The following is a 19762-nucleotide window of genomic DNA, read 5'->3' on the forward strand; positions in this document are numbered from 1 at the left end:
CAGATCGATGACGGGCAAACCGAACATTCTGCTGATCACCGCGGACCAGTGGCGCGGTGATTGCCTCTCGGCACGCAATCACGCCTGCGTCAGAACGCCGAATGTCGACGCGCTGGCGGCCGAAGGCACGCTGTTTGCCCGTCATTTCGCTGGCGCCGCGCCGTGCTCGCCGGCGCGCGCCACGCTCTATACCGGCCTCTACCAGATGAACCATCGGGTTTGCCGCAACGGCTCGCCCCTCGATGGCAGGTTCGACAATCTGGCGCTGGCAGCACGCCGCGCCGGCTACGAGCCGACACTGTTCGGCTATACGGATACGGCGCCCGACCCGCGCGGCGTCGATGCCAACGATCCGCATCTGACCACCTATGAAGGCCTGCTGCCCGGCTTTACCGCGCGGCAACTGCTCCCGGAACATGAGAAACAATGGCTATCCTGGCTTCGTTCGCGCGGCCATCAGGATGCCACGAGCCGGGATATTCATGTCCCCCTGGGCGCCCGGCCCGGCGAAATCTCCAACGCGCCGACTGCATATTCCAAAGACGAGACGCAGACGGCCTTTCTGGCAGGCGAGTTCATTCGCTGGCTGGGCGAACAGGATAGTCCGTGGTTCGCGCACATATCCTTCCTGCGCCCGCATCCGCCCTTTTCCGCGCCGGCGCCCTACAACGACATGTTCTCACCTGAGGATGGGTCGGCCTTTTCCCGCGCTGCCGATCGCCAAAGCGAGGAGGCATCCCACCCCTATCTCGCCTACGCGATGCCGCGAAACGACAAGGGCAGCTTCATCCACGGCGCGACCGGCCGGGTCGATGACTGGAATGCCGGGGACATCGCAGCCATTCGCGCCATCTACTATGGAATGATCGCTGAGGTGGACGCGCAGCTCGGCCGTATCTGGGCCGCGCTCAAAGATGCAGGCGTCTGGGATAACACCCTCATCATCTTCACGTCCGATCATGCGGAGATGGCCGGCGATCACTGGACCTTCGGCAAGGGCGGCTTCTTTGACGGGAGCTATCACATCCCTTTGGTCATCCGTGATCCGCGATCGGGCACCCGCGGCGGAACGGTCGAGCACTTCACCAGCGCCGCCGATATCTTTCCGACGCTTTGCGAGCGCCTGGACGTCGAGCCTGAAAACGGCCTGGACGGGCAGTCGCTGCTACCATTCACCGAAGGGAAGGGCGTCGCGAGCTGGAGGGATGCGGCCTTCTGGGAGTTCGATTTCCGCGACATCGCCCACCAAGATGCTGAGCGGCATTTCGGCCTGCGATCGAACGAATGCAATCTCGCCGTCGTCAGGGACGAAAACTTCAAATACGTGCACTTCGCTGGATTGGCGCCGCTGCTCTTCGATCTCAGGAACGACCCGATGGAGCTGCGAAATATCGCGGCCGACCCGGCGCACGCTTCGACACGGCTCGCCTACGCCGAAAAACTGCTGTCGCTGCGCGCCCGCCATCTCGACCAGACTCTGGCCTACACCGAGCTGACGGAGAAAGGGCCGGTTCGACACCGGCCCTGATTGATCGTCAGGAGAACCGCCCGAGATAATCGAGCTTGCCGACCTGCGCACCCTTGTTGCGCAGGATCGCGTGCGCCATCGAGATGTGGAAATAGAAATTCGGCAGCGCGAAGCTCAAGACGTAATCGTCGCCACGAAAGACCGTTCTGTTGCCGCCGGGAGAAATGACGACCTCGCGGGTTTCAGCGCCATCGAGCGCATTCGGCGAAACAGTTGCGAGATAGGCTTCCGTCTTCGCGACACGCGCCTTGAGCTCGGCGATCGTCGTCTCGTTGTCCTCGAATTTCGGCGCATCCGTACCCGTTAGCCGTGCAATGGCAAGCTTGGCGCTATCGGTGGCGCGCTGGTACTGGCCGGAAAACGGCAGCATGTCCGGCGCCAGCCGCGTCGCGACCAGCTCCACGGGATCGATGCCCTTCTCGCCAGCGAAGGCCTCCGCCTTGTCGAGATAGTTGGTCAAGGTTGTCAGGCCACGCTGAAATACAGGCACTGTCAGGCGATAGATTGAAATAGACATTGCGCTCTCCGCCGGGGCCGATGATCGGCCACCGTTTCCGCGATATCATATAGTCGGGCAGCATCTGATTTTCATCGGCCGGCGCAGCATTCTCTGTGTTTTTGGAGAGGCCTCTCGCGACGGCAATGCTGCACCTAACCATGGGTTGTTGCTTCAAAATAATCTCAAAAAAGGGGTGGCGTATTCCGCCAGCTTTTCTATTCTGCGCGCTTCGCATCGCCCACCCTGCCTCTAGGGATGAGGGCTTACAGGAACTGACATGCAATTCGTATTCGACGGCCATAACGACGTTCTCCTCCGCCTCTGGACGCATGAGCGGGAGGGCGGCGATCCCATTGCCGAGTTTGCGAACGGAACGGACACCGGCCACATCGACGCGCCGCGCGCCAAGGCAGGCGGCCTCGCCGGCGGCCTCTGCGCCATCTATATCCCGTCGGGCGATCTGGTTTTCGCCGATCCCGACAAGGACGGCCACTACGTCACCCCGCTTGCAGCGCCTCTCGATCCATTGCCATCGCTGCGGATCGCCAATGAAATGGCCGCTATCGCACTGCGCCTCGATCGCGCCGGCGCCTGGCGCCTGTGCCGCACGGTCAAGGACATCCGCAAATCCATCAATGACGGCGTTTTCGCCGCTGTCATGCATATGGAAGGCTGCGAGGCGATCGGCACGGATCTGGCCGCTCTGGAGGTCTTCTATGCGGCGGGCCTGCGCTCGCTGGGTCCCGTCTGGAGCCGGCACAACATCTTCGGCCACGGCGTTCCGTTTGCCTTCCCGATGTCGCCGGATACCGGCCTTGGCCTGACCGACGCCGGCTTCGAACTGGTTCGCGAGTGCAACCGCCTGGGCATCATGATTGACCTCGCCCACATCACCGAAAAGGGCTTCTGGGATGTAGCGAAGACGACGGACCAGCCGCTCGTCGCCAGCCACTCGAACGTCCATGCCCTGACACCGGTTGCCCGCAACCTGACCGACAGGCAGCTCGACGCGATCAAGGAAAGCCGCGGCATCGTCGGCCTCAACTATGCGACCGCCATGCTGCGCGACGACGCCCGCTCGGACGGCGACACGCCGCTCAGCGACATGGTTCGCCATATCGACTACCTCGTCGAGCGCATCGGCATCGATTGCGTGGCGCTCGGATCGGACTTCGACGGCGCAACCATACCGGATGAAATCGGTGACGCCGCTGGCAACCAGAAGCTGATTGATGCACTTCAGCGCGCTGGATATGGTGGCGAGGATTTGAAGAAAATAGCCAGCGAAAACTGGCTTCGGATTTTGTCTTCGGCATGGGGAGAAGAGGCTGCCTGAGACTGCTGACGTGCTTTGACTGAATTCAAAAATGAACAGGGGACGAAAAATATGATGATGACCAGATTGAACCGCAGCTTCCGTGCGCTTTCCGCCGGCGCCGCTCTCTCCATCCTGATGATGGCCGCGCCCGCCGCCTTCGCCGAGACCCCGAAGGATACCCTCGTCGAGGGCTTCGCGATCGACGACATCATCACCATGGATCCGGGCGAAGCCTTCGAGCTCTCGACCGCCGAGATGACCAGCAACACCTACAGCCTGCTCGTGCGCCTCGACATGGCCGACACGTCCAAGGTCAAGGGCGATCTCGCCGAAAGCTGGACCGTTTCGGATGACGGCCTGACCTATACGTTCAAGCTGAAGCCCGGCATGAAGTTCGCCTCCGGCAACCCGATCACCGCCGAAGACGTTGCATGGTCCTTCGAGCGCGCCGTCAAGCTCGACAAGAGCCCCGCCTTCATCATCACCCAGTTCGGCATCACCGGCGACAACGTCACCGAAAAGGCCAAGGCGACCGACGAAAACACCTTCACCTTCACAGTCGACAAGCCCTACGCACCAAGCTTCGTCCTGAACTGCCTCACGGCAACGGTTGCTTCCGTCGTCGACAAGAAGCTGGTTCTCGACCACGTCAAGCCGGTCACCCCGTCGGCCGACTACAAGTACGACAACGATTTCGGCAATGAGTGGCTGAAGACCGGCTATGCCGGCTCCGGCGCCTTCAAGCTGCGCGAATGGCGCGCCAACGAAGTGGTCGTGCTCGAGCGCAACGACAACTACTACGGCGAAAAGGCCAAGCTTGCCCGCGTCATCTATCGGTTAATGAAGGAAAGCTCGGCGCAGCGCCTGGCGCTCGAGGCCGGTGACATCGACATCGCCCGCAACCTTGAGCCCGGCGACCTCGACGCAGTCGCAAAGAACGCCGATCTCGCCAGCGAAAGCGCGCCGAAGGGCACCGTCTACTTCATCAGCCTCAACTCCAAGAACGAGAACCTGAAGAAGCCGGAAGTCCAGGAAGCCTTCAAGTACCTGGTCGATTACGACGCGATTGGCGCGACGCTGATCAAGGGCATCGGCGAAATCCACCAGACCTTCCTGCCCAAGGGCCAGCTCGGCGCGCTTGACGAGAACCCCTACAAGTTCGACGTCGCCAAGGCCAAGGAACTGCTCGCCAAGGCAGGCCTGAAGGACGGCTTCTCGGTCACCATCGACGTGCGCAACACGCAGCCGGTAACCGGTATCGCCGAATCCATCCAGCAGTCGGTCGCCCAGGCCGGCATCAAGATGGAGATCATCCCGGGTGACGGCAAGCAGACGCTGACCAAGTTCCGCGCCCGCACGCACGACATCTACATCGGCCAGTGGGGCTCCGACTATTTCGACCCGAACTCCAACGCCGACACCTTCACCAGCAACCCGGATAACTCCGACGCCGGTACTGTGAAGACGCTCGCCTGGCGCAACACGTTTGAAGCGCCTGAACTGGACAAGGAAGCCAAGGCTGCCCTGCTCGAACGCGACAACGACAAGCGCGCGGCGATGTATCAGGATATCCAGAAGAAGTACCTGGCCAACAGCCCGTTCGTCTTCATCTTCCAGCAGACCGAAGTCGCGGGTTACCGCAAGGGCGTATCGAACTTCAAACTCGGCCCGAGCTTCGACACCAACTATGTCGGCACGATCGGCAAGGAATGATCCGGCAGGATTGATAGATTGAGCATCGTCGAAACAAAGACGGAAGCACGGCCGAAACCCGGCCGTGCTCTTCCTGTTGCGAAGGCTGTGGGCCGTTTTCTGGTCGCCGCCGTCACCACCTATCTCGGCCTTCTGGCCGTGACCTTCTTCATCGGCCGCGTCGTGCCCATCGATCCAGTGCTCGCCATTCTCGGCGACCGCGCGCCCGCCCACGTGGTTGAGCGCGTACGGCGCGAAATGGGCTTCGACCTGCCGCTCTACCAGCAGTTCTATATCTACCTCAAGGGGATCCTGGCCGGCGATTTCGGCACCTCGGTGCTGACGACCAATCCCGTCATGGTCGACATCAAGCGCGTTTTCCCGGCAACGATCGAACTCGCCACGCTCGGCACCATCATCGGCTCGGTGATCGGCGTGCCGCTCGGTGTGCTCGCCGCCGTCAAGCGCGGCAGCTTCGCCGACCAGATCGTGCGCGTCATCGGCCTGATCGGCTATTCCGTGCCGATCTTCTGGCTGTCGCTGATCTCACTGGTGATCTTCTACGCCAAGCTGCGCTGGGTCGCCTTCCCTGGCCGCATCGACATCGTTTTCGAATACAGCTTCACGCCGGTCACCGGCTTCTATCTGCTCGACAGCGCCATGCAGGGGCAGTGGGACGTCTTCTATGACGTCTTCCGCCACATCATCCTGCCCGCTTCGCTGCTCGGCTATTTCTCGCTCGCCTATATCAGCCGCATGACCCGCAGCTTCATGCTGAACGAACTCAGCCAGGAATATGTGGTTGCCGCGCGCGCCAAGGGCCTGTCGGAAACCCGGGTCATCTGGGGCCATGCGCTGCGCAACGCCGCGGTGCCGCTCGTCACCGTCATCGCGCTCTCCTATGCCGGTCTGCTTGAAGGTTCGGTCCTTACCGAAACGGTCTTCTCCTGGCCCGGCATCGGCCTCTACATCACCAATTCGCTGCAGAATGCCGACATGAACGCCGTGCTTGGCGGCACGATCGTCATCGGCACCGTCTTCATCGGCATCAACCTCTTGTCTGATCTTCTTTATCGGACCCTCGATCCCAGGACCCGAACCCGATGAGCATGCAAGCAAACAACACCGCAACCAATGTCAGACCGATGACCCGCCGCGAGTGGCTGCTTTCCGACCGCCCGCAGTCGCGCACGCAGGCCCGTCTCGGCCGTGCTTACGTTACCTGGCGGCAGTTTACCGCCAACCGCCTGGCCGTCGTTGGGCTCTTCATCATCATCGCGCTGCTCGTGATGGCCGCCTTTGCCGATGTGCTGGCCACGCACTCGCCCGTCGTCGGCGATCTCCGCAACGCCCGCCTGCTGCCCCCGGGCGCCGAGGGCTATCTTCTCGGTACCGACGATCAGGGCCGTGATATCTATTCGCGCCTGATCTACGGCTCCCGCCTGACGCTGATGGTCGTCGTCCTCGTCGCCATCATCTCGGCGCCGATCGGCCTCTTGGTCGGCACCGTATCCGGCTATGCCGGCGGCTGGGTCGATGCCATCCTGATGCGCATCACCGACATCTTCCTCGCCTTCCCGAAGCTCGTCCTGGCGCTCGCCTTCGTCGCAGCGCTCGGCCCGGGCATCCAGAACGCCATCATTGCCATTGCCATCACCTCCTGGCCGCCATACGCCCGTATCGCGCGCGCCGAAACCCTGACGGTGCGGCGCTCCGACTATATCTCGGCCGTCCGCCTCATGGGTGCATCGCCGCTGCGCATCGTCGTGCGCCATGTCATGCCGCTCTGCATCTCCTCGCTGATCGTCCGCGTCACGCTCGACATGGCAGGCATCATCCTGACGGCAGCCGGCCTCGGCTTCCTCGGCCTCGGCGCCCAGCCGCCGCTGCCGGAATGGGGCGCGATGATCGCCTCGGGCCGCCGCTTCATCCTCGACCAGTGGTGGGTTGCCGCAATGCCGGGGATCGCCATCCTGGTTGTCAGCCTCGGCTTCAACCTGCTTGGCGACGGCCTGCGCGACGCGCTGGACCCGAAGGAGAGCGGCCAATGAGCACGCTTCTCACCGTCAAGAACCTCAAGGTCAGCTACCCAACACGCACCGGCGTCATCGAAGCCGTGCGCGGCGTTTCCTTCACGCTCGGCAAGGAACGCTTGGGCATCGTCGGTGAGTCCGGCTCCGGCAAGTCGCAGACCGGCCGCGCCATCATGGGCCTGACGCCGCCGCACGGCATCGTCAGCGCCGACACGCTCGACTTCAACGGCATCGACCTTCTGTCGGCCTCGGCCAAGGAGCGCCGGCAACTGCGCGGCAAGCGCATCGCCATGGTGCTGCAGGATCCGAAATATTCGCTGGATCCGGTCATGACGATAGGCAAGCAGATCTGCGAGACGTTGAGAACGCACGAGAAGATCGGCAAGGGCGAAGCGCGCGACCGCGCTATCGCCATGCTCGAAGCCGTGCAGATCCGCGAGCCGCAGCGCGTCTTCAATCTCTATCCGCATGAAGTATCCGGCGGCATGGGCCAGCGCGCCATGATCGCCATGATGCTGATCGCCGACCCCGAACTGCTGATCGCCGACGAGCCGACCTCGGCGCTCGACGTGACCGTGCAGCTCGACGTCCTCAGGATCATGGACCGCCTGGTGTCCGAGCGCGGCATGGGCCTGATCTTCGTGTCCCACGACCTGCGCCTCGTCTCCTCCTTCTGCGACCGCGTCATCGTCATGTATGCCGGCAAGGTCGTCGAGGAACTGAAGGCCTCCGAGCTCAAGAACGCCCAGCATCCCTATACGCAAGGACTTTTGAACTGCATGCCCCAGATCGGCGAAAACAGGCATCCACTGCCGGTGCTGGACCGCAAGCCGGAGTGGGCGGCATGACAGCAGCCCTTTCCGTCGACAATGTCACCGTCATCTACGACCATTTCCACGCGCTGAAGGATGTCAGCGTCGAGATCGCCGAGGGCCAGTCTTTCGGTCTCGTCGGCGAATCCGGCTCTGGGAAATCCACGCTGCTGCGCGCCGTCGCGGGCCTTGCTCCTGTCAAGAACGGCACGATCAAGATCCACGGCGAGCAGCTCTCTGGTTCCAAGCGCAGCAAGGCCTTCTACCGCAAGGTCCAGATGGTGTTCCAGGACCCCTACGGTTCGCTGCATCCACGCCAGACAATCGACCGGCTGCTGCTCGAGCCGCTGGCGATCCACGGCATCTCGGACAGCGACAGACGCATTGCCCGCGCGCTTGATGAAGTCGGTCTAGGCAACGGCTTCCGCTTCCGCTATCCGCATCAGCTCTCCGGTGGTCAACGCCAGCGCGTCGCCATTGCCCGCGCCCTGATCGTCGAGCCGTCCATCCTCTTGCTCGACGAACCGACATCCGCGCTGGACGCCTCCGTGCAGGCCGAAGTGCTGAACCTTCTGGAGCAGGTCAGGCGCGACCGGAAACTAACCTTCGTCATGGTCAGCCACGATCTCGGCGTCATCACCCACATGTGCGAAAACCTCGCCGTCATGCGCGGTGGCACCGTGGTCGAGCGCTTGACTGCCGATCAGCTCGCCAAGGCCGAGGTTCACGAAGACTACACGAAAAGTTTGATGGTCGCGAGCAAGGGCTTCGTGAAAGTCTGAAGCCCAATCTTTTCAAGTAATTGAAATTTTTAACAATCGGCGGACCGTTAAGAATAACGGTCCGTTAAAACACGACCAATCGACTAGACTATTGACAGCTGCCTTGCTTCTGTCATGATTGCGTTAACGGCTGTTAGCTTTCGTGATCATGGAGATAAAGATGTTCTTTCTCGGCGGCATGACCATGGGTTACTTCGCGCCTCCAGCCAAGGCTGCCAAGCGGGCAGCTCCGCTGTTCAAGATGGCAAAGCGGGATCGAAAGATCGTTGCGAAGAAGAAGAGCTCCTACAAGGACACAGCGGTAGAGCGCTCCCTGATCTGGGCCTGGCACACCATCTGTTAGACCGTCCCTTTTAAGCCGTCCAAGGCAAGACGGATTTTCTCAGCAAGCGACATCTGGTGGAATTTTATCTCTACCATTCAGATAGACTATATAAGAAACTGAGCTCTCAATAAGAGCTGAAAACAGGCGGAGGCAACACATGGCAAACTTGGGTATGTCGCATACTCACGCGGACCACTATCGTTCCGCACGCTCCAAGAAGCCGGCAACGACGCGTGGTCGCTTGCACCTGGCAGTCAATGCGGCGCTGGTCGTGGCCGCGTTCACCTTTCTCGCAGCCGTAGTCTGCGGCGTTATCGGTTAGAGCACCGAAAACAAACCCTTTTTCACCAGGCACGGAACCAACAAGGCACACCATCGTTATCTGGTCAGGAACGACTAAATGGAGATGGCAATGCTTTACTACGCACTCGTATTTCTTGTTGTAGCCCTGATCGCCGGCGTTCTGGGGTTCGGCGGCATCGCAGGCGCGTCAGCATCGATTGCCCAGGTACTGTTCTTCATATTCCTGGTGCTGTTTGTTGTATCGCTTGTCGCGCGGCTCATGCGTCGCGTCTAAATCCAGCATAATCAACGAAATCCGGCGTCCAAAAGGCGCCGGATTTTTCGTGCGTTCGCCACTTGCCGAAACCTCTTGACTTGAATTGTCGCAATAGTGTCCAACTTTCCCGATTGGCTTGGCGGGGAGGCGTCGTTCAATCTCACCCACCTCTTTGCCCGGCTGGTCGCAAGATCAAATCTAAATCGATTCGCATTGCCGTTCGATTGCCACTGCCAATGTTTTCAGTGTGGCCGCAAAAGACCGGTATTGTTCATGCGGCAGTCATATTTGGCAGTGCACAAGGCAAACCCTACCGACCATAACTTTGTTTGGATCCAGAACCGAACCCATGTCTATTTCCCCCACGTCTCCGAGCCCGTCCCGCGAGTCCGAAACCAAGCAGATCGATCACAACGACTCGATCCGCGCGACCTATATGTCGATCGAAGACATCAGGGCGATGGGTGCATCCGCAGCCAACTCAGGTGTCAACTCGCTGGTCGCTTTCGCACCCTTCGACTTCTTCGCCCGGCATAAGGAGAACGAGAAGGAAATCCTGCGCGTCTACCGCACGACGGCGGCGGACGTGGAGGCAGGCGAAACGATTACGCCGGCCGCCGAGTGGCTTCTGGACAACCACTACATCGTCGAGGAAGCAATCCAGGAAGTCCGCCGCGACTTCCCCAAGCGCTTCTACCGCGAACTGCCGACGATTGATGTGAACGGCACCAAGATCCCGCGCACACTGGCGCTGGCCTGGCTCTATGTCGCGCACACGCACAGCACCATTTCTCAGGAAAGCCTCACCGCACTGGTCGATGGTTTCCAGGAACATGAAACACTGCGGATCGGCGAGCTCTGGGCGCTGCCTTCGCTGGTGCGCTATGTTCTGGTCGAAAACCTGCGCCGCATCTCGATCCGCGTCGAGCGCAGCCGCCGCATGCGCCGCCGCGCCAACGAGGCCGCCGACGAGTTGGTGCGCCTGACCGATCCCGCGAAGGCAGCCGAGTATCTGAAGACGCTTGAGCCGCTTGCCGAGGACAATACCTTCTCGACGCAGTTCCTCTACCGCATGCGCGACGGCTCGCAGACCTCAAGCCTTGCCATCACCTGGCTGGATGAGCGCCTCGAGGCGCTGGGCCGTGATACCGAAGCGACGACGATGGCCGAGCACAGCCGTCTCTCGTCCGGCAACGTCACGATGGGCAACATCATTCGCAGCCTGCGCGAGATCGACGATACCGAATGGTCCGTCTGGGTCGAGCAGGTCAGCCACGTCGACAAGCTGCTCTGGGACAACTCGGACTACGGCCTTCTCGATTCCGGCTCGCGCAACAAGTACCGCAAGCAGATCGAAAAGCTCGCCAAGCGCTCCACCATGACCGAAATGGAGATCGCGCAGCTCGCGCTCGACATGACGGATGAAGCCAAGGCATCTGCCGACGAGCAACCCCATGAGCCGAATGTTGGCGCATTCCTGGCCGGCGCGCAGCGCCCGAAGCTGGAAGCGAGAGCGACCTACAGCCCGACGCTGGTGCAGCATTTCGTTCGCGCAGTACGCCGGTTCAACTGGCTGTCGATCGCGGTTCCGGTGCTGCTCCTGACCATTCTCGCGATGGTTATCGTCGGCCATTTCATGGCGAGCGCCGGCATGGCGCCGATCGCCATCATCCTGCTCCTGATCATGTTCTCTCTACCGGCATCGGAAGGCGCGACGGGTCTCTTCAACACCGTGCTCTCCTTCTTCGTCACGCCGGCGCGCCTCGTCGGCTACGAATTCAAGGAAGGCATTCCTGAGGACGCCCGCACGCTTCTGGTCGTCCCCTGCCTGATCTCGAACCGCGACAGCGTCGATGAACTCGTCCGCAACATTGAGGTTCATTATCTCGCCAACCCGCGCGGCGAAATCTATTTCGCTCTGCTGAGCGACTGGCCAGACAGCCAGGTCGAGGAGACGGCCGCCGATCTCGAAGTTCTCGACTACGCTCGCCGCGAAGTCGCCAACCTCTCTGCGCGCTATGCCTATGACGGCAAGACCCGCTTCTATCTCCTGCACCGCCGCCGCCTCTACAATCCGTCGGAAGGCGCGTGGATGGGCTGGGAGCGCAAGCGCGGCAAGCTGCACGAACTGAACCTGCTCCTGCGCGGCGACCGCGACACGACCTATCTGCCGGGCGCCAATATCGTGCCTGAAAACGTGCAGTACGTGATGACGCTCGACGCCGATACGCGCCTGATGCGCGACGCCGTAACCAAGCTCGTCGGCAAGCTCTATCACCCGACCAACCGCCCCGTGATCAACCCGGAAACCGGTCGCGTCGAAAGCGGCTATGGCGTCCTGCAGCCGCGCGTGACGCCGTCTCTGACGACGGGCAAGGACGCCTCGGTCTTCCAGCGCGTCTTCTCGATCAACCGCGGTCTGGACCCCTATGTCTTCACCGTCTCCGACGTCTATCAGGACCTCGCGGGCGAGGGCACCTTCACCGGCAAGGGCCTTTACCACGTCGATGCCTTCGAAGCGGCCCTGAAGGGACGCATCGAGGAAAACTCGGTTCTCAGCCACGACCTTCTCGAAGGTTCTATGGCGCGTTGCGCGCTCGTGACCGACCTCGAACTCGTCGAGGACTTCCCGACCCGCTACGAGGTCGAGACGTCGCGCCAGCATCGCTGGGCGCGTGGCGACTGGCAGCTGCTGCCTTACATGTTCAGCACCAAGCACGGCGTGACCGCGCTCGGCCGCTGGAAGATGTTCGACAACCTGCGCCGCTCGCTGACCCCGATCGCCTGGTTCTTCGCATCCGTGCTCGGCTGGTACTTCATGGATCCGCTCGGCGCCCTGATCTGGCAGATCGTTCTGATCTTCTGCCTGTTCGTCGCTCCGACGCTGTCGCTCATCAACGGCATCATTCCGCGCACCAGCGATATCGTCGCGCGCGCCCACCTCTACACCGTCTGGTCCGACATCCGCGCCGCCAATGCGCAGGTGGCGCTCCGCATCGTCTTCATTGCCGACGGCGCCTGCATGATGGCGGATGCCATCGGCCGCTCGCTCTACCGCCTCTTCGTCAGCCACAAGCTGATGCTGCAGTGGAAAACCGCAGCCAGCGTCCAGGCCGGTAAGCAGGGCACGATCTGGTCCTACTACAAGGCCATGTGGCATGCACCGGTGCTGGCCGTGCTCGGCCTCGCCTTCGCCGTCGTCTCCGGCGACAAGGCTTATCTGGTCGGCATCCCCTTCGTTGCGCTCTGGATTCTCTCCCCGCTGGTCGCCTATTACGTCAGCCAGTCGGCCGAGACTGAAGATCGCCTCGAAGTTGCCGAATCCGTCTCCAACGATCTGCGCAAGATCGCGCGCCGCACCTGGCGCTATTTCGACACCTTCACCACGGCCGAACAGAACTACCTGCCGCCTGATAACGTTCAGGAGACGCCGCACGTCATCGTCGCGACCCGCACGTCTCCGACCAACATCGGCGTCTACTTGCTCTCGGTGGTCTCCGGCCGCCAGTTCGGCTGGTTCTCCTTCGAGGAAACCATCGAACGCCTGGAGCAGACGATCGCCACCATCGACAAGATGGAGAAATTCCGCGGCCACCTGTTCAACTGGTACCACACCGACACACTTGAAACGCTTGGACCGCGTTATGTCTCGGCCGTCGACAGCGGCAACCTCGCCGGCCACCTGATCGCGATCTCGTCCGCCTGCCGCAACTGGGCCGAAGCCCCGTCCGCGCACATGCAAGGCAGCCTCGACGGCGTCGGCGACACGGCGGGCATCCTGGCCGAAGTGCTGGCCGACCTGCCGGATGATCGCAAGACCGTCCGTCCGCTGCGCCGCCGCCTGGAAGAACGCATCATCGGCTTCCAGAACGCGCTCGCCGCCGTCAAGCGCGAGCACGAATTCGCGTCGATCCGCATCATCAACCTCTCGGTTCTTGCCCGCGACATTCAGAAGCTCGCCGCCAACCTCGATCACGAGGTGAAGTCGGCGCTGAGCGCCGAGGTCACCCAGTGGGCCGAGGCGCTGGTCAAGGTCTGCGAAGCGCATATCTCCGACAGCACCTTCGACCTCGCCAATATCGACGCTCTACGCCCGCGCCTGATCGCGCTGCGCGACAAGGCCCGCGATCTGGCCTTCTCGATGGACTTCGGCTTCCTTTTCCGTCCGGAGCGTCGTCTTCTGTCGATCGGTTACCGCGTCGAAAGCGGCGAGCTCGATCAGGCCTGCTACGACCTTCTGGCATCGGAATGCCGCCTCACAAGTCTCTTCGGCATCGCCAAGGGCGACCTGCCGACCGAACACTGGTACCGCCTCGGCCGTCAGGTCGTGCCGGTCGGCTCGCGCGGCGCGTTGGTCTCCTGGTCCGGCTCGATGTTCGAATATCTGATGCCGCCTCTCGTCATGCAGGAGCGTGGCGGCGGTATCCTCAACCAGACCAACAATCTGGTCGTGGTCGAGCAGATGAATTACGCCCGCAAGCTGGGCATTCCGTGGGGCATCTCGGAAGCGGCCTTCAACGCCCGCGACCATAACCTCAACTACCAGTACACGAACTTCGGCGTACCGACGCTCGGCCTGAAGCGCGGTCTCGGCCACAACGCCGTCATCGCCCCTTACGCCTCGATCCTCGCCAGCCAGTACAATCCGCCGGCGGCTATCGAGAACCTCGAACGCCTGCGCAAGCTCGGCGCGCTCGGCAAATACGGCTTCCACGACGCCGTGGACTTCACGCCGACCCGCGTGCCCGAGGGCAAGACCTGTGCTGTCGTTTACAACTACTATGCCCACCACCATGGCATGTCGATCGCGGCCGTCGCCAACGTTGCCTTCAACGGTCACCTGCGCGAACTCTTCCACTCCGATCCCGTCATCGAAGCGGCAGAGCTGATGCTGCAGGAAAAGGCGCCGCGCGACATTCCCGTCATGAGCGGCAAGCACGAGTCCGACACCCCGGCCAGCATCCAGGACGACCTGTTGCGCCCGGAGATCCGCAAGATCTACGATCCGGCCGCACGCGACCGCGAACTTGTCTTCCTCTCCAACGGCCACTACTCGATGATGCTGACCGCCACCGGCGCCGGCTATTCGCGCTGGAACGGCCAATCCGTATCCCGCTGGAAGCCCGATCCGACCGAGGATCGCTGGGGCACCTTCATCTTCCTGCGCGACACCGCTACCAACGAATGGTGGTCGGCGACGGCGGAACCGAAAAGCATCGAAGGCGAGCAGGTCAAGGTTCTCTTCGCCGATGAAAAGGCGGAGTTCACCAAGACCGTCGGCGAGCTCATCAGCGAAGTCGAGGTCATCGTCGCCACCGAGCACGATGCCGAAGGCCGCCGCCTGACGCTGCTCAACACCGGCACGGAAGATCGCTTCATCGAAGTGACCTCCTATCTCGAGCCGGTCTTGACCAACGACGACACCGACAACGCGCATCCGGCCTTCGCCCGCATGTTCGTGAAGACGGAGATCGGCAAGCGCGGCGACGTCATCCGCGTCGAGCGCAACAAGCGCGACGGCAACGAGCCGAATATCGCGGTCGCGCATCTGATCGTCGATAACGCCGGCGCGACGCGCCACACCGAATTCGAAACCGACCGCCGCAAGTTCCTCGGACGCGGCCGCAGCCTTGCAAACGCTGCCGCCTTCGACCAAGGCGCCACGCTCTCGGGCACCGACGGTTTCACGCTCGATCCGGTACTGTCGCTGCGCCGCACGGTCCGTGTTCCTGCCGGCAAGAAGGTCAGCGTCATTTTCTGGACCATCGCGGCGCCATCACGCAACGAGGTGGACCAGGCGGTCGATCGCTATCGCCACGCCGATGCCTTCAACCACGAGCTCGTCCAGGCCTGGACGCGCACGCAGGTGCAGATGCGCCATGTCGGCGTCACCTCGCAGCAGGCATCCGCCTTCCAGCATCTCGGCCGCCACCTCGTCTACCCCGACATGTATCTACGTGCGGATACGGCAGCGGTTCAGGCGGGTATGCAGTCGCAATCCTCGCTGTGGCCACTGGCGATTTCGGGCGATTTCCCGATCTTCACCCTGCGCATCAACGACGACATGGATCTGGATATCGCCAGAGAGGCCCTGCTGGCACAGGAATACCTGCGCTCGCGCGGCGTCACCGCCGATCTCGTGATCATGAACGAGCGTGCATCCTCCTACGCACAGGACATGCAACACGCCGTCGACCAGATGGCCGAAAACGTCCGTCGTCTCGGCCAGGCAGACGGCCTGCGCCAGCACATCTTCACGGTCCGCAAGGATCTGATGGAAGAATCGACCTATCATGCGCTGATCTCGGCATCCCGCGTCACCTTCCATGCCAAGAACGGCAAGATCATCGATCAGATCAATCGTGCCGTGGCGCTGTTTGCGCCGACCAAGGAAGAGCAGCAGGAACTCGAGAAGGTCAACGCCACGAAATCACGTGCCAAGCGCACGGCACCGGTCGCCAAGGCGCAGGTTCCGGCACGGGTTGTCGAAGAGCATGGCGATCTGAACTTCTGGAACGGCATCGGTGGCTTCTCCGGCGACGGACGCGAATATGTCGTCCGCATCCCGGGTGGCCACGCCACCCCGCAGCCGTGGATCAACGTGATCTCGAACGAGAAGTTCGGTTTCCACGTCGCGGCCGAAGGCGCCGGTTTCACGTGGAGCACCAATTCGCGTGACTACCAGCTGACCCCTTGGACCAACGATGCTGTCATCAACCGGCCGGGCGAAGCGATCTATGTGATGGATCGCGACAGCGGAACCGTGATGACGCCGTTTGCCGCCCTGTCCGACCGCCAGGACATCCAGTTCGAAGCCCGCCATGGCCTCGGCTACTCGGTCTTCTCCAGCGTCCAGAACGACGTTTCTCTGGAACTGACGCAGACCGTGGATCGCGAACGGCCGGTGAAGCTGCAGCGGTTGCGCCTGCGCAACAACGGCAGCAGCCAGCGCAAGCTGCGTCTCTACAGTTACGTCGAGTGGGTACTCGGCAACAATCCGCAGAAGACGGCGCCGTTCATCCTCTCCGAGCACGACGCCGAGACCGGTGCCCTGTTTGCGAGCAACAACTACAGCATCGACTACTCCTCGCGCGTGGCCTTCTTTGCCGCCAGCGAGACGCTGTCGGGCTACACGGCAAGCCGCCGCGAGTTCATCGGCAAGGCGGGCACCATCAAGGCTCCTGCAGCCTTGAATCCGGCTACAATTCTGTCGAGCAACATCGATCTGGATGGTGATCCGGCAGCGGCTCTCGCAATCGACGTCGACCTCGCCGTCGGCGAGGAGCGGGATGTCATCCTTTATCTCGGCGATACCGCGACGAAGGAGGAGGCCCGCGCGCTGATCGCCGATATCCGCAAGTCGTCCTTCGACGGCGCGGTTCAGGCAAATCGGGATTTCTGGCAAGCCTTCACCGGCAAGCTGCAGATCTCGACCCCAGACCAGGGCATGAACACCCTGATCAACACCTGGCTCCCCTACCAGAGCCTCGGCTGCCGCATCATGGCACGCACGGCCTTCTATCAGGCGAGCGGCGCCTTCGGCTTCCGCGACCAGCTGCAGGATACGTTGGCTTTCGTGCTGCATGAGCCGTCGATCGCCCGCAAGCAGATCGTCAACGCCGCCTCGCGCCAGTTCCGCGAGGGTGATGTCCAGCATTGGTGGTTGCCGGGAACGGGTGCCGGCGTTCGCACGCTGATCTCCGACGACGTGGTCTGGCTGGCCTATGCCATCCATCACTATTGCACGGTGACTGGTGACAAGAGCGTTCTCGACGACGAGCTAGCCTTCATCGAGGGCCCAGCCCTTCTCCAGGGACAGCACGATTCGTTCTACCGCCCGGAAAAATCCGAGGACAAGGTGAGCGTCTACGAGCATGCCGCCATCGCGCTCGATCTCGCCATCGCCCGCAAGGGAGCGAACGGCCTGCCGCTCTTCCTCGGCGGCGACTGGAACGACGGCATGAACCGCGTCGGTATCGGCGGCAAGGGCACGAGCGTATGGCTCGGCTGGTTCCTCGCCGGCGCGCTGCGCTCCTTCAGCGCCTTCGCTGAGGCGCGTGGCGACACCGCCCGCGTGGAACGCTGGAGCAAGCACCTGACCGAACTGAAGGCAGCGCTCGAAACCGCTGCCTGGGACGGCGCACACTACCGCCGAGGCACTTTCGACGACGGCAGCCTGCTCGGATCGAAGGAAAGCCTGGAATGCCAGATCGATTCGATCGCGCAGTCCTGGAGCGTTCTGTCAGGGGAGGGCGATCCCGCCCATGCCGCAAAGGCCATGGATTCGGTCCTCGCCAAGCTTGTCGACATGGACGCGCGCATCATCCGCCTGTTCACGCCGCCCTTCGCCAACTCGGCCAAGGATCCCGGCTACATCAAGGCTTATCCGCCCGGCGTTCGCGAAAACGGTGGCCAGTACACCCATGCGGCCACCTGGGTCGTCATGGCGCTGGCCGAGCTCAATCGCGGTGACGACGCGCTGCGTTGCTTCGACCTCCTGAACCCGATCAGCCACGCCAAGGACCCAGCCTCCGCCGAGCACTACCGCGTGGAACCCTATGTCATCGCCGCCGACGTCTATGGCGACGGCGCATTGACGGGTCGTGGCGGCTGGACTTGGTACACCGGTTCCGCCGGTTGGCTCTACCGCGCGGCAGTCGAGGGCATTCTTGGAATCCGGCTCAAGAACGGCCGTATCCATGTGAAGCCGTCGCTGCCGACAACGTGGGAAGGCTTCTCCGCGGAAATCGAACACGCAGGAGCTAAATACCTCATTTTGGTCTCAAAATCGTCCCATCCAAGGGGCTACGATTTGACCATCAACGGACGTCAAGTCACCGATCCCGAAGAGGGATATCCGGTCGGATAACCGCACTTTTCATGCAAACCATCCGGCGATTCGTTGAGGCCAAGAGGGAAACCTTTTGGCCTCAACCGCGTTTGCAAAATGGAAGCATGGAGAGGTCAATGGTATCGACGCCCGAAAACACGTTCGGTGCAGAACGCAGAATTGTGACTGCGGCGCCATCCAAACGAGACACGCGGCTGGACGTTCTGCGCGGTCTCGCGCTGGTCACGATCTTTATCAACCACGTGCCCGGCCAGATCTTCGAGCATCTGACCACCAAGAATTACGGCTTCTCTGATGCCGCCGAAGCATTCGTGCTGATCTCGGGCATCGCCGTGGGCATTGCCTATGGCTCGCGCTTCAAGGTCGCCGCCTGGTTCGAAACGGCCAAGAAATCGACGAAGCGCGCCTTCACGCTCTATCTCGCCCATATGATCACGACATTCATGACGCTCGCGCTTTTCATCGCGGGTGCATGGCTGTTCCATCGCGCGGGCCTTCTTTGCGAAATCAACATTCTTGCGGTTCTCACGAACCCGCAGGCCGGGATTCCGGCGCTGATGCTGCTCGGCCATCAGATCGGCTACAACAATATTCTGCCGATGTATGGCGCGCTGATGCTGATGGTCCCAATCATCCTGTTGCTTGAAGCGAAAAACCCGCTGCTGGCCTTGGCCGTCTCCGGTTCGGTCTGGCTGCTGTCGGGGATATATGAGATCGCCCCTCACAACACCCTGATTGAGGGCTACTGGTTCCTCAATCCGCTCTCCTGGCAGTTCCTGTTCACGATCGGCATCGTCGGCATGATGCATGTGCGCCGTGGCGGCAAGCTGCCCCAGCATCCTCTGCTGATGGCTCTGGCCGCCGGTTATGTCGCCTTGTCCTTCGTATGGGTCGTCGGCCAGCTCTGGGGCATCGGCAATGCGCTGGCCTCGCTCGGCCTGCCGCCAGTCATCACCGGCTTCGACAAGACCTTCCTGTCGCTGCCACGCCTGCTGCACGTTCTGGCGCTCACCTACTTGGTGCTCAACATCGGCGCGCTCTCCGACCTGCTGCGTCGTCCCGAGGACAACCCGCTGGTGATCTTCGGCCGCCATTCGCTCAACATCTTCGTCGCCGGCACGATCCTGGCGATGGTCGGTCAGGTGCTGCTCTACATCAACAATGGCGATAAGATCGTCGGCCCGATCTTCGTGGTTCTCGGAATCGTGATCCAGTTCGTCTACGCCTACCATCTGGAGCGCAAGAGAAAGCTGGGTCGCGCCGCTTCCGCCAAGCTGAAGGCGCCCCAGGGCCGGGCACTCCAAACAGTCTCCGTGCGCGCCGATAACGGCCGTGGCATCAATCGGAAGTGACATCGTAAGGG

Annotated in this window: 13 protein-coding genes; 12 read left to right on the plus strand and 1 reads right to left on the minus strand. The window is 61.9% G+C overall.

The features are described 5' to 3' along the window. Nucleotides 1–7: 7 nt before the first annotated feature. Nucleotides 8–1528, plus strand: coding sequence for an alkaline phosphatase family protein (locus QTL96_RS30755; protein ID WP_289730384.1), 1521 nt, complete (start codon nucleotides 8–10; stop codon nucleotides 1526–1528). A gap of 7 nt (nucleotides 1529–1535) precedes the next feature. Here QTL96_RS30755 and QTL96_RS30760 read toward each other — a convergent pair whose 3' ends face one another. Next, nucleotides 1536–2045 (minus strand): DUF1993 domain-containing protein, encoded by a 510-nt coding sequence (locus QTL96_RS30760; protein WP_289730385.1) that lies wholly within the window; start codon nucleotides 2043–2045, stop codon nucleotides 1536–1538. Nucleotides 2046–2304: 259 nt separating this feature from the next. Between QTL96_RS30760 and QTL96_RS30765 the strand changes: the two genes are divergently transcribed. The 11 genes from QTL96_RS30765 to opgC all read left to right on the plus strand — a co-directional run bounded on the left by QTL96_RS30765 (nucleotide 2305) and on the right by opgC (nucleotide 19751). Further along, a complete protein-coding gene (locus QTL96_RS30765; RefSeq protein ID WP_289730386.1) occupies nucleotides 2305–3363 on the plus strand; it encodes a dipeptidase in 1059 nt (352 codons plus the stop codon). 51 nt (nucleotides 3364–3414) lie between these two features. Then, complete coding sequence (locus QTL96_RS30770) at nucleotides 3415–5058, plus strand: ABC transporter substrate-binding protein (protein WP_289730387.1); 1644 nt, start codon at nucleotides 3415–3417, stop codon at nucleotides 5056–5058. An 18-nt stretch (nucleotides 5059–5076) separates the two neighbouring features. After that, a complete protein-coding gene (locus QTL96_RS30775; protein WP_113011941.1) occupies nucleotides 5077–6144 on the plus strand; it encodes an ABC transporter permease in 1068 nt (355 codons plus the stop codon). Beyond that, entirely contained in the window at nucleotides 6141–7088 is a 948-nt protein-coding gene (locus tag QTL96_RS30780; RefSeq protein ID WP_289730388.1) for an ABC transporter permease, read from the plus strand. Before QTL96_RS30775 ends, QTL96_RS30780 begins: the two co-directional genes overlap by 4 nt. Further along, the gene (locus QTL96_RS30785; protein WP_018901086.1) at nucleotides 7085–7918 is read left to right on the plus strand and encodes an ABC transporter ATP-binding protein; all 834 of its coding nucleotides are present in this window, start codon (nucleotides 7085–7087) and stop codon (nucleotides 7916–7918) included. The genes QTL96_RS30780 and QTL96_RS30785 overlap by 4 nt, the downstream gene beginning before the upstream one ends. Next, nucleotides 7915–8664 carry an ABC transporter ATP-binding protein gene (locus QTL96_RS30790; protein ID WP_289730389.1) on the plus strand — a complete coding sequence of 250 codons (750 nt, stop codon included), beginning with the start codon at nucleotides 7915–7917 and terminating at the stop codon, nucleotides 8662–8664. The genes QTL96_RS30785 and QTL96_RS30790 overlap by 4 nt, the downstream gene beginning before the upstream one ends. A 160-nt stretch (nucleotides 8665–8824) precedes the next feature. Next, the gene (locus tag QTL96_RS30795; RefSeq protein ID WP_289730390.1) at nucleotides 8825–9007 is read left to right on the plus strand and encodes a hypothetical protein; all 183 of its coding nucleotides are present in this window, start codon (nucleotides 8825–8827) and stop codon (nucleotides 9005–9007) included. Nucleotides 9008–9146: 139 nt separating this feature from the next. After that, complete coding sequence (locus QTL96_RS30800; RefSeq protein ID WP_289730391.1) at nucleotides 9147–9311, plus strand: hypothetical protein; 165 nt, start codon at nucleotides 9147–9149, stop codon at nucleotides 9309–9311. Between the two features lie 90 nt (nucleotides 9312–9401). Continuing rightward, entirely contained in the window at nucleotides 9402–9566 is a 165-nt protein-coding gene (locus tag QTL96_RS30805; protein ID WP_018901089.1) for a DUF1328 domain-containing protein, read from the plus strand. Nucleotides 9567–9897: 331 nt separating this feature from the next. Next, the gene (locus QTL96_RS30810) at nucleotides 9898–18417 is read left to right on the plus strand and encodes a glucoamylase family protein (RefSeq protein WP_289730392.1); all 8520 of its coding nucleotides are present in this window, start codon (nucleotides 9898–9900) and stop codon (nucleotides 18415–18417) included. 98 nt (nucleotides 18418–18515) lie between these two features. Next, a complete protein-coding gene (gene opgC, locus QTL96_RS30815; RefSeq protein ID WP_354669162.1) occupies nucleotides 18516–19751 on the plus strand; it encodes an OpgC domain-containing protein in 1236 nt (411 codons plus the stop codon). Nucleotides 19752–19762 lie beyond the last annotated feature (11 nt).

The sequence above is a fragment of the Rhizobium sp. S163 genome (genome assembly GCF_030380805.1).
Classification (GTDB): Bacteria; Pseudomonadota; Alphaproteobacteria; order Rhizobiales; family Rhizobiaceae; genus Rhizobium.